Genomic DNA, 11,674 nt, shown 5'->3' on the forward strand with positions numbered 1-11,674 from the left:
GTCACGGCGCATCATTGTCGAGCCCTTTCAGCGGTACGACCCACGTCTGCTCGGCGCCGGCCTCGTGCAGCCGGCGTGTGACCTGTCGGGCCTGCTCCGGCCGGGTCAGCGCGATGACGCAGCCCCCCAGCCCGCCCCCGGTGATCTTCGCCCCCAGGGCGCCCGCCCCCAGCGCGGCCGCGACCAGCGCCTCGATCCGCCCGGTGCTCAAGTCCCCGTCCCGCAGCAGACCGTGATACTCCGTCAGCTGCACGCCCAGGTCCTCCGCACGGCCCTCGGCCAGCGCGCTGCGCGCCGCCTCCGTCAGCTGCGAGGCCCGCGCCACGAACTCCTCCCGCGCGCCCGCACGGGCGGCGAACCGCCCGCGCAGCCGCTCCACCGCCTCCTTCGTGCTGCCCGCCGTGCCGCTGTCGGCGACCAGGAACAGCACGTCCGCGCAGCCGACCCGCAGCTCCTCGCACCGGCCCGCCCGGAACAGCAGCGGACCCCGCGCGCCCACGGCCCGCGCGTCCACCCCGCTGGCCCGCCCGTGCGCCATGTTCTCCGCCGTCTGCACCAGCTCGAACACCGCGTCCTCGCCCAGCTCGCGGCCGAACAGGTCCGCCAGCGCCAGCACGATCGCCCGCGAGGTGGCCGCACTGGACCCCAGCCCCCGCCCCGGCGGCACCGCACCGTCCAGGATCACGTCCAGATGCGGCCCGTCGGCCACGCCCGTGCGCGCCCTGAACTCCGCCACCAGCCGGCGCAGACCGTCCGAGGCCTGCGTCACCATCGCCGTCGACGGCGAACCGGTCATCGTGTACGACAGGCCGTCCTGGCCGTCGCCCGGGCCCGCGGAGAAACCGGCGCTCGCCGTGACCGTCAGCTGCGGAACCGGCAGGGCCAGCGCAGCGGCGCCGTAGACGACCGCATGCTCCCCCAGCAGGATGGCCTTGGCGTGGGCGCGTCCGATGCCGACGGAACGGGCGGGACGGCTCTGCGGCACCCCCTCCACCGAGGTCGGTAAAGTCAACGCACTCAGCTCCCTATGTCTTGTCTGCACGCGGGCATGATCATGAAAGAGCGCATCATCCGGAGTCGGGACGAGGAACGAAGCAGCGCGCCGGAACACCGCCGCCGTGCCCGCACGGGCACACCGGCCCGTCACGGGCAGGACCACTGGAGGGAAAGGCGGCCGCCGCACGCACACACGGGGCGCACGGCCGGCCTGACGAGGGAGAAAGCCGGCGCCGCCCCCGCACGGAACCGGGCCCGTGACACGCGAAGCGGCGACTGCGGCACGCACACCACTGCCGCACAGCAACTTTTGGGCAGGGTAGACGTGGGTAGATAGTGACACGCGGTCCCCGCCCACGCCAACCGCCCCTGAAAGTGACCTGCGTCACTTGCGGCGGGGAGGGTGCACGCCGTGCACGCCGCAGCCCGGACCGGCGCAACACCCGTGCGCGAAGGGGGAGTTGACGCCGTCCCGCCGTGCCGCGCCTGCCGCCCGCGGCGGAACGGGACGCCGGGCGGACACCCGGCGCCGGAGAGGAAGCGGGCGGCGGAACCGCCCCGGATCCGATACGCCGTCAGCAGCTGATGCAGCGTCAGGCGACGGGGGGCGGGCGGCAGCCCGCGCAGCGGCGGACGCCGGACGGAGGGACGCCGGACGGCGGACGGCAGGCGGCGGGCGGCGGGGCGGCGGGCAGGGCGGGAACTTCGGGCGGACGCCGTCTCTCCCGGGCCGCCGGGACGCCCGCCTTTCGCGGCACGGGCGCCAACACCGGCTGCCGCGGCGGGAATCGGGAGGCGCCCCGGCGCCGGGGGCGTCCCCTGCGGCCTCCGGCCCCCCCCGGGGGGGGAGAAGGCTCAGTCGCGGGGCGGGACGGCCGCCCGTGCGCGGGTGCGCCCGCAGACGGCGGTGCTCACCGCCCGACGCCCTCCACCGCGGCGCGGACCTCCCTCACCGTTCGCCACGGGGGAGTCGCCCGTACCGCCGCCCGCGAGAGGCCCGGGGAAAACCGGGGGAGGGCAGGACCGCAGACGCCGGGGCCGCGCCCCGGGCACGCCCGGGGGTGCCGTACCCGGGACGGCCGTCGGCCCGCGCGCCCCGGGCGTGCGTTGCGCGCGGAATGCTGCCCGCCCCGCATGCGCGGCATGCGGGGCGGGGTGGGGCGGGGGAGTGTTCAGGGCCGGCGCCGGCGGGCTATCTCCGTGAGTTCCTCGATGTCGAACTCCGAGCGGCAGTGCGGCGCGCCGTAGCGGGTGATCTTGCCGCGGCTGACCCACTTGCGGATCGTCGCCTCGGACACCCCCACCGCCAGGGCCGCGACCTTGGTGGGGACGAGCCGGTGACTGGGCGGCTTCCTCATGCGCTGACGCTCCTTCGCTGCCGTTCCATGAGCTCCCTCAGGCCGAGCCACTCGCGGATCTCCCAGGTGTGCCCGGCGGAACAGCGGATGCTGCTGATGCCGGCGCCCTGGCCGCGCGGGGAGACGCTGATGGTTCCCGTGCACTGGTCCACGACGCACTTGCGGATCAGGGTGTGCAGGTCGCTGGGGTCGGGATCGATGGTCTGGCGCAGTTCGGTGACCAGGCCCTCGATCTCCTCCGCGAAGTCCACCGCGGGGGGCTGCGTGACCAGCCAGTCCAGGTGCAGCGTCAGGAACCGCGCCAGATGGGGCACCGCGCGCGGCGGTGCGGTGGTGCGGAGCTTGTCCACGACCATCCCCGACCACGACTCCAGGAGGGCGAGGATGCTGTGGCGGGCGTCGAGCACCGAGATGTTCAGGTGGTCGCGCCTGCGGCTGCCCGACACCTTGGTCGGGTTGGTCTGCCGGGACGTCGGCGACGCCTGGTGCAGGCACTCCTGGTGCAGGCCGGGCAGTGCGCGCAGACTGCGTTCCACCCGCCTGATGCAGGCAGTGCACAGAACGGACCCGGCGGCGGCGCGGCTTTCGTGGGTATGGCTTCTCGGGCATGGGTGAAACGTCATCGAAGCTCCTTCATGAGGCAGCTCGCCCCCGTAAGCGCGGTGCGTCGCAGGGGTCTCCCGTGCCGGTCGGGCAGGTGACGTCCGTGTGCTCCAGTCCGTGGCCGACCAGGCGGGTGGGGAGAACGGCCGTGCGAGTCCCGGCGAGCGGTTCAATTACACCGACCGCGCACTCGAATCCCGATACAGCCTCGTTCCAGGCCCCCGGCCCGCGCCTCCCCGCCCCGCTCAGCCCGCACCCCCCGGCCCCGCTCAGCCCCGGCACAGCCCGCGCGCCCGTCCCGGCCCGGCCCCGCTCAGCCCGCACGCCCCGCAGCCCGCACGCCCCGCGGCCCGCGCGCCCGCCGGGCACGTCCCCTCCGACGCCTGCCCTCGCCGGCCGCCCTCCTTGAGCCCTCTTCCACCTGGAAGCGAGCCCCCGTTGAGCGCCTGCCCCGACCGTTGCCCCGGGAAGGAGACACTGTGGACGGTACGCACGGAGGCGAACGCTCAGAAGGCGTCCCCCTCACCGCGCAGCCGCCGGCGACGGCAGCCCGGCTGCCCCGGCACGACCCGCTGCCCCCCGCCGGCCCCAGGGCCCGTGACGGCGCCCGGCCGGCCCGCAGGCCCGCGACGCACCTACAGGTGTGCCTCGTCGGCGCCGGCCCCCGCGGCCTGTCCGTACTGGAACGGCTCTGTGCGCAGGAACGGAAGTCCCCCTGCTGGGACGCCGTCACCGTGCACGTCGTCGACCCCGACCCGCCGGGCGCGGGACGGGTGTGGCGCCCCGACCAGTCCCGGCACCTGCTGATGAACACCGTCGCCTCCCAGGTGACGGTCTACACCGACGCCAGCGTCTGCATCGACGGACCGCTGGAGGAGGGCCCCAGCCTGTACGAGTGGGCCAGGGCCGTGCGGGTGGGCAGCCTGGAGGCCGGCCCGCACGCCCGCGAGGAGATCCTCGCCCAGGCCGGCGCGCTGGGCCCCGACTCCTACCCCACCCGCGCCCTGTACGGCTGCTATCTGACGTGGGCGTTCGAGCGGATCGTGCGCAACGCCGCCGCGCACGTACGCGTCCGCGTGCACCGGTCGCGGGCCGTCGCCCTGGACGAGACGCCCGCCGCCGGACCCGGCCGCGGGGCGCAGACCGTCCGCCTGGAGGACGGCACGCTCCTCGCCGGCCTGTCCGCCGTCGTACTGGCCCAGGGCCACGTCCCCCTCGCCCCCGCCCCGGCCGAACGCGAACTGGCCGCCTTCGCGGACCGGCACGGCCTGCACTACCAGCCGCCCGCCAACCCCGCCGACGTGGACCTCTCGCCCGTCCGGCCCGGGCAGAGCGTGCTGCTGCGCGGCCTGGGCCTGAACTTCTTCGACTACATGGCGCTGTTCACCCACGGCCGCGGCGGCGTCTTCACCCGCGACGGGGACGGCCGCCTGCGCTACCTGCCCTCCGGCCGCGAACCGCGCCTGTACGCCGGCTCCCGCCGGGGCGTGCCCTACCAGGCGCGCGGCGAGAACGAGAAGGGCGCCCACGGCCGCCACCGCCCGCGCCTGCTGACGACCGACCACGTCGCCCTGCTGCGCGCCCGCGCCCGCAGGGGCACGGCCATCGACTTCGGCGCCGACCTGTGGCCGCTGATCGCCAAGGAAGTGACCGCGGTCTACTACGCGGCCCTGCTCGCCCAGCGCGGCGAAGGCGCCGCCACACGCGAGAAGTTCACCAAGCGCTACCTGCGCGCCCGGCCCGGCCCGGCCGAGGACCGGCTGCTGGGCGAGGTGGGCATCGGGGCCGCCGACCGCTGGGACTGGCGGCGCGTCTCCCGCCCCTGGGGCAGCCGCACCTTCGAGGACCTGGCCGACTTCCGCCGGTGGCTGCGCGCCCACCTCGACGACGACGTGCGCCTGGCCCGCCAGGGCAACGTCAGCGGACCGGTCAAGGCCGCCCTGGACGTCCTGCGCGACCTGCGCAACGAGATCCGCCTCGCCGTCGACCACTCCGGCCTGACCGCCGCCTCCCACCGCCGAGACCTGGACCGCTGGTACACCCCCCTCAACGCCTACCTGTCCATCGGCCCGCCCGCCTCGCGCATCGAGGAGATGGCCGCCCTCATCGACGCCGGCGTCCTGGACGTCACCGGTCCCGGACTGCGCGTCGGCGCCGACGCCGACGGCCCGCACGGCCCCTGCTTCACCGCCTCCTCCCGGGAGGTCCCCGGCGTGTGCATCCGGGCCACCGCCCTCATCGAGGCCCGCCTGCCCGAGACCGACCTGCGGCGCACCGCCGACCCGCTGATGATCCACCTGCTCAGCACCGGCCAGTGCCGCCCCCACACCGTCCCCGGCACCGGACCCGGCCACGACGCGGACTACGAGACCGGCGGCCTGTCCGTCACCGAGCGCCCCTACCGCCTCGTCGACGCCCACGGCAGGGCGCACCCGCGCCGCTTCGCCTACGGCGTCCCCACCGAGTCCGTCCACTGGGTCACCGCCGCCGGCATCCGACCCGGCGTCGGCTCGGTCACCCTGGAGGACTCCGACGCCATCGCCGCGGCCGTCCTCGCCCTGCCCCAGGCACCCGCCGCCCCGGACGAGGCCGCCGCCCCGGACGAGGCCGCCGCCCCGGACGAGGCCGCCGCCCCGGACGAGGCCGCCGCCCCGGGCGGGGGCACCGCCCCGGGCGGGGAGCCCGCCCCGGACGGGGAGCCCGCCCCGTGACCACCCCGCACCGGCCCCCCGGCGCCCCGCCCCGCGGGGCGCCGACCCCCGGCCCCTCCGCCGCCCCGGCCCCGGCGCCGGCCTCCGAAGCGCCGTCCGCCCAGGACCCGGCCTCCGAAGCGCCGCCCGCCCAGGACCCGGCCCCCGAAGCGCCGTCCGCCGGGGCGCTGGCCCCTGTGGCGCTGCCTTCCGGGACTTCGGCCTCCGGGGCCCCGGCTCCCGGAGCCTCGCGGCCGGGGCCTTCTGCCCCCGGGGCCGCACCGCCCGGGACTTCGGCCACCGGGGCCGCACCACCCGGGACCCCACCGGCCACCGCAGCGCCGTCTCCCACGACTTCCGCGTCCGGGATCCCGGCTCCCGGGGCCTCGCGGCCGGGGCCTTCTGCCCCCGGGGCCGCACCGCCCGGGACTTCGGCCTCCGGGGCCGCACCACCCGGGACCCCACCGGCCACCGCAGCGCCGTCTCCCACGACTTCCGTGTCCGGGATCCCGGCTCACGGGGCCTCGCCGACCGGGACTTCCGCCTCCGGGACCCCGGCCCCCGAGGCGCTCCCCGCCGAAGCCCCGCCCCCCGCAGGCCCGGCCACAACCCCGGCCCCGGCCCCGGCCGCATCTCCGCCCCCTCCCGCCGCCCCCTCAGCCCCCGCCCCCCTGCCGCCCCACCTCGACGCCGGCCTGCTCTCCCCGGTCCGTGCGGGCACCCCCGTCGAGGCGGCCGTCGGGGACCGGGCCTGGCTGCAGGCGATGCTGGACGCCGAGGCGGCCCTGGCCCGCGCCCAGGCCCGCTGCGGCACCGTCCCCGAACAGGCCGCGGCGGCCATCACCGAGGCGGCCCGCGCCGACCTGTACGACGTCCGCGAACTCGCCCTGGCCGCACGGGAGACCGCCAACCCGGTCGTGGGCCTGGTCCGGGCGCTGACCGCGCAGGTGGCCCGCGACTGCCCGCAGGCCGCCGAGTACGTGCACCGCGGCTCCACCAGCCAGGACGTCCTGGACACCGGCGCCATGCTGGTCGCCGACCGCGCCCTGCGCCTGATCACCGCCGACCTGCACGCCGCCGCGGACGCCCTGGCCGCCCTGGCCGCGGCCCACCGCGATACCGTCATGGCCGGCCGCACCCTCGCCCTGCACGCCGTGCCCACCACCTTCGGCCTCAAGGCCGCCGGATGGCGCCATCTGGTCCTGGAGGCGGCCGAACGCCTGGAGCGCCTGACGCACGGCGCACTGCCGGTCTCCCTCGGCGGCGCCGCCGGCACCCTGGCCGGCTACCTGCACTACGCCCCCCGCGGCACCCACCCCGCCGCCCTCGTCGACGACCTCGCCGCCGCCTTCGCCGCCGAGACCGGCCTTGCCGTGCCCGCCCTGCCCTGGCACGCCCTGCGCACCCCCGTCGCCGACCTGGCCGCCGCCCTCGCCCACACCGCCGGCGCCCTCGGCAAGATCGCCGCCGACGTGCTGGTCCTGGCCCGCACCGAGATCGGCGAGGTGAGCGAGCCCCACCCCGCCGGACGCGGCGCCTCCTCGGCGATGCCGCACAAACAGAACCCGGTCCTGGCCACCCTCGTCCGCTCCGCCGCCCTCCAGGTACCCGCACAGGCCGCCGTGCTGACGCAGTGCCTGGCCACCGAGGACGAACGCTCCGCCGGCGTCTGGCACGCCGAATGGCAGCCGCTGCGCGAATGCCTGCGCCTGACCGGCGGCGCCGCGCACACCGCCGCCGAACTCGCCCGCGGCCTGACCGTCCACCCCCGCCGCATGCGCGCCAACCTCGACGCCACCGGCGGCCGGCTGCTCTCCGAGCAGCTCACCGCCCACCTCGCCCCCCGCCTGGGCCGGGCCGCCGCCCGCGACCTGCTCACCGACGCCTCCCGCCGCGCCGCCGCCACCGGCCGCCCCCTCGCCGACGTCCTGACCGACGACCCCCGCCTCGCCGGCGTCCTCGACCGTGCCGGGGCGGCCGCCCTGCTCGACCCGGCCGCCTCCACCGGCGCCGCCGGCCCCCTGGTCGACCGTGCGCTCGCCCCGCAGCGGCCCCGGCCCGTCCCGGGCGGGGGACAGGCGCCGTGACCCCCGGCCGCTCGAGTTCCCCTCGCAACCGCCTCAACGACCGCTCAAGACCCCGCCCCCCGGCGGCCGGAACCTGTTGCACCCCCGCCCGCGCACCGCATGATGAAACCACAACCCACCCGGGGGGCAGGCGAGTTGAGGCTGGACAGTACAGTGGACGCACACGACGGGCACGGCCACGCCGTGGTCGTCGGCTCCGGCATCGCCGGGCTCACCGCGGCGCGGGCCCTGGCCAACTTCATGGACAAGGTCACCGTCGTCGAACGCGACTGGGTGCCCCGCGGCGCCGTCGTCCGCCGCCGCGGCATACCCCAGGCCCGCCACACCCACATCCTGACCGCCGCCGCCGAACAGGGCCTCGAACAGCTCTTCCCCGGCATCGGCCGCGACCTGACCGACGCCGGAGCCGTCCGCGTCCGCCCCGCCGACATGCTCGTGCTGGGCCCCGCCGGCTGGCTGCCCCGCACCACCGCGGGCCCCGCCGTGCTCAGCGCCGGCCGCGACCTGATCGACTCCGCCGTCCGCGACCGGCTGCGCGCCGACCCGCGCGTCGACTTCCTGCACAGCCACGAAGCCGTCGCCCTCCAGGGCGGCCGCGACGACACCGTCACCGGCGTGTGGGTCCGCCGCCGCGACCGCAACGCCCCCGGCGGATGGGGCCCGCGACGGCTGATATCCGCCGAATTCGTCGTCGACGCCACCGGCAGCGCCTCCCGCGCCCCGCAGTGGCTCGCCGACCTCGGCTACGACCGCCCCCGCGAGACCACCGTCCGCGCCCCCGGCGGCGCCTACGCCACCGCCGTCTTCGCACCCCCCATCGGCCATGTCGCCGACTTCACCAGCCTGTTAATCACCGCCTCGCCCGACCACCCGGGCCGGGGCGTCCTGCACCCCGTCGAGGGCGGCCGCTGGTCGGTGACCGTGAGCACCGGTGACGGCCCGCCGCCCACCGACCACGCCGCATTCCTGCACGCGGCCGGCGCCCTGCGCCACCCCCTGCTGCACGACCTGCTCGCCCACGCCACCCCCCTCGGCCCCGTCCGCACCGGCCGCCACACCCCGAGCCGCCGGCGCCACTACGAGAAACTGCGCCGCTGGCCCGACCAGTTCCTCGTCGTCGGCGACGCCTGCCTCAGCCTGGACAGCGCCCACGGCCAGGGCATGACCACCGCCATCGACTGCGCCCTCGTCCTGGACCAGCTCCTCGCCGTCCACGGCACCGCCGTCGGCCTGTCCTACCGCCTGCGCCGCGCCCTGGCCCACCGCCTGGCCCCCGCCTGGCGGGCCGCCGCCCGCACCGCACCCGCCCCGGGCCCGCGCGAGCGCGCCGCCCGCCGCTGGGCCGCCCGCCTGGACACCGCCGCCACCCGCGACCCGCACACCGCCGCCCTCCTGCTCACCCGGCTGCACACCCCCGACCGGGCCCCCGCCGCGCTGCACCCGCGCACCCTGCTGGCCGGCCTGCGCCCCGGCCGCACGGCCGGCGCCCAACCGCCCAGCACCACCCACGGCCCCGGCGCCCGCCGCAGGCCCGCCCCCGCACCGGGCGGCGCCCGGCCCGCCGCCGGCGTCTCCACCGGCTCCGCCCGCTTCGGCCCCGCCACCGGCTCCTCGGCCGGCTGGCCCGCCGCCGCCCCGGCCGGCGACCGCCCCCGCCCCCGCCCCTGACCCCCACCCGACCCCGACCGGCCCCGGAGAGCCCACCCGGTCGCACACCGCACCGGCCGCGGTCCTACCCTTCACTCATGACCAGAATGGATCAACTGGCCGCCCCCGAAGCGGACTTGATCACCACACGCGCGCCCCGCCCGGGCAACACGGCTGGAAAACCAGCCCCCTTACACGCGAGGGAGGCCGAAATGCAACCCCGGAACTCGCAACTCACTCGAGAACGGCTACAGTTGCGGCAGGGCTCCGGCTCAAGGACGGTTGTCCCAGTGCATTCCGCATCGATAGCGTTCCAGCTGCTCCAGGGCACGGGCCCGCTTGCGCCGCGGCAGGCCGCCCCCACCGCCGACCGGCGTCCGGCCGGCCCGGGTGTGCCTGACACGGCCGAGCGGCGAGGGGAGAGCGCGCGGGTATGAGCACGACCGAAACGGCGCCGCAGGGCACACGCACCGACGTGCCCAAGGGTGAGCGCATCGCCGACTGGGCGGACGGGCGGCTCGGCCTGTACCACTTCCGGTTCCTGGTCCGCAAGGTGTTCCCCGAGCACTGGTCCTTCATGTTCGGCGAGATAGCGCTCTACAGCTTCGTGATGCTGCTGCTCACCGGCACCTGGCTGACCTTCTTCTTCGACCCCAGCATGGCCGAGACCGTCTACCACGGTTCCTACGAGCCGCTGCAGGGCGTGCGGATGTCCCAGGCCTACGCCTCGACCGTGGACATCAGCTTCGAGATCCGCGGCGGCCTGTTCATCCGCCAGCTGCACCACTGGTCCGCCCTGATCATGATCGGCGCGCTGTGCCTGCACACCATGCGCCACTTCTTCACCGGCTCGTTCCGCAAGCCGCGCGAGGCGAACTGGCTGATCGGCTTCACCATGCTGATCCTGGTCACCCTCGAGGGCTTCCTGGGGTACTCGCTCCCCGACGACCTGCTCTCCGGCACCGGCCTGCGCATCGCCTCCGGCATCACCCTGGCCATCCCGCTGGTGGGCACCTACGCCCACATGCTGATGTTCGGCGGCGAGTTCCCCAGCCACGAGGTCATCCCCCGGATCTACAGCCTGCACATCCTGCTGATCCCGGCGCTGGTGTTCATCCTGCTCTCCGTCCACCTGATCCTGGTCTTCTACCACAAGCACACCCAGTTCCGGGGCGCCGCGCGCACCGAGAACAACGTCATCGGCCAGCCCCTGCACCCGCACTACACGGCCAAGGCCGGCGGCTTCTTCTTCCTGGTCACCGGCACCCTCGCGCTGATGGCGGGCATCGCCCAGATCAACCCGGTGTGGACCTACGGCCCCTACCGCGCCGACCAGATCTCCCAGGGCTCCCAGCCCGACTGGTACATGGGCTTCCTCGAAGGCGCCCTGCGCGCCTTCCCCGCCTGGGAGTTCGTCATGTGGGGCGGCTACACCGTCAACATGGGCGTGATCATCCCGGCGGTCATCCTGCCCACCGTGATGATCGTGGTCCTGGCCGGCTGGCCGTTCCTGGAGGCCTGGGTCACCGGCGACCGCCGCGAGCACCACCTGCTGGACCGCCCGCGCGACCACCCCACGCGCACCGCGTTCGGCTCCGCGTTCATCGCCCTGTACATGGTGCTGTTCTTCGGCGGCGCCAACGACGTCCTGGCCGAACGCTTCGACCTGTCGCTGAACTCCATCACCTGGGCCGTGCGCATCGGCGTGTTCGTCGTCCCGGTGGCGACCTACGTCATCGCCAAGCGGATCGCGCTGGGCCTGCAGCGCCGCGACCGCGACAAGCTCCTGCACGGCCGCGAGACCGGCCGCATCAAGCGGCTCCCGCACGGCGAGTTCGTCGAGGTCCACGAACGCCTCGAGCGCGGGCAGGAGTACGCGCTGCTGTCCAAGGAGGACTACAAGCCGCTGCCGGCGCCCGCCACGGCGGACGGCGACGGCGTGCCCAACCCCAAGGCCCGCAAGGAGATCCTGCGCTACCGGCTCAGCCGCTGGCTGTACGGCGAGCAGATCGCCAAGCCCACCGTGCAGGAGATGCGCCAGGCACTGGAGCACTTCCAGCACTCCGCGAACGGCCACGGTTCCCCCAACGGCCACCCCGGGACAGGCGCCAAGAGCCTGGCCGGAGCCGAACGGGCGGACCGGGAAGGCCACTGACCCGGCGCCGCACGGCACCGCGGAACCGGCTCCTGAGCCGCATACGGCGGCGGGGGGGGGGGGGGGGGGGGGGGGGGGGGGGGGGGGGGGGGGGGGGGGGGGGGGGGGGGGGGGGGGGGGGGGGGGGGGGGGGGGGGG

The 11,674-nt window shown here is 76.2% G+C and carries 7 protein-coding genes; 4 read left to right on the top strand and 3 right to left on the bottom strand.

Annotated features, from left to right (window positions below):
* Position 1 precedes the first annotated feature (1 nt).
* The 3 genes from mvk to ACZ6KF_RS31980 form a co-directional block, all read right to left on the bottom strand.
* Positions 2-1,012, bottom strand: coding sequence for a mevalonate kinase (gene mvk, locus ACZ6KF_RS31970; protein ID WP_469241606.1), 1,011 nt, complete (start codon positions 1,010-1,012; stop codon positions 2-4).
* A gap of 1,156 nt (positions 1,013-2,168) precedes the next feature.
* A complete protein-coding gene (locus ACZ6KF_RS31975) occupies positions 2,169-2,354 on the bottom strand; it encodes a MerR family transcriptional regulator (protein ID WP_356636652.1) in 186 nt (61 codons plus the stop codon).
* Entirely contained in the window at positions 2,351-2,890 is a 540-nt protein-coding gene (locus tag ACZ6KF_RS31980) for a hypothetical protein (RefSeq protein WP_469241608.1), read from the bottom strand. The genes ACZ6KF_RS31975 and ACZ6KF_RS31980 overlap by 4 nt, the downstream gene beginning before the upstream one ends.
* A gap of 708 nt (positions 2,891-3,598) precedes the next feature.
* On the opposite strand from ACZ6KF_RS31980, the gene ACZ6KF_RS31985 reads away from it, so the two are divergent.
* The 4 genes from ACZ6KF_RS31985 to qcrB all read left to right on the top strand — a co-directional run bounded on the left by ACZ6KF_RS31985 (position 3,599) and on the right by qcrB (position 11,536).
* Positions 3,599-5,668, top strand: a complete 2,070-nt coding sequence (locus ACZ6KF_RS31985; RefSeq protein ID WP_469241613.1) for an FAD/NAD(P)-binding protein — start codon at positions 3,599-3,601, stop codon at positions 5,666-5,668.
* Positions 5,669-6,318: 650 nt separating this feature from the next.
* Positions 6,319-7,734, top strand: a complete 1,416-nt coding sequence (locus ACZ6KF_RS31990; protein ID WP_356636676.1) for a nitrosuccinate lyase — start codon at positions 6,319-6,321, stop codon at positions 7,732-7,734.
* Positions 7,735-7,887: 153 nt separating this feature from the next.
* Entirely contained in the window at positions 7,888-9,402 is a 1,515-nt protein-coding gene (locus tag ACZ6KF_RS31995) for an FAD-dependent oxidoreductase (RefSeq protein WP_469241611.1), read from the top strand.
* A 412-nt stretch (positions 9,403-9,814) separates the two neighbouring features.
* Positions 9,815-11,536, top strand: a complete 1,722-nt coding sequence (gene qcrB / locus ACZ6KF_RS32000; protein ID WP_356636658.1) for a cytochrome bc1 complex cytochrome b subunit — start codon at positions 9,815-9,817, stop codon at positions 11,534-11,536.
* The last annotated feature ends 138 nt before the right edge of the window (positions 11,537-11,674 follow it).

This window comes from Streptomyces sp. NPDC046379 (assembly GCF_055587785.1).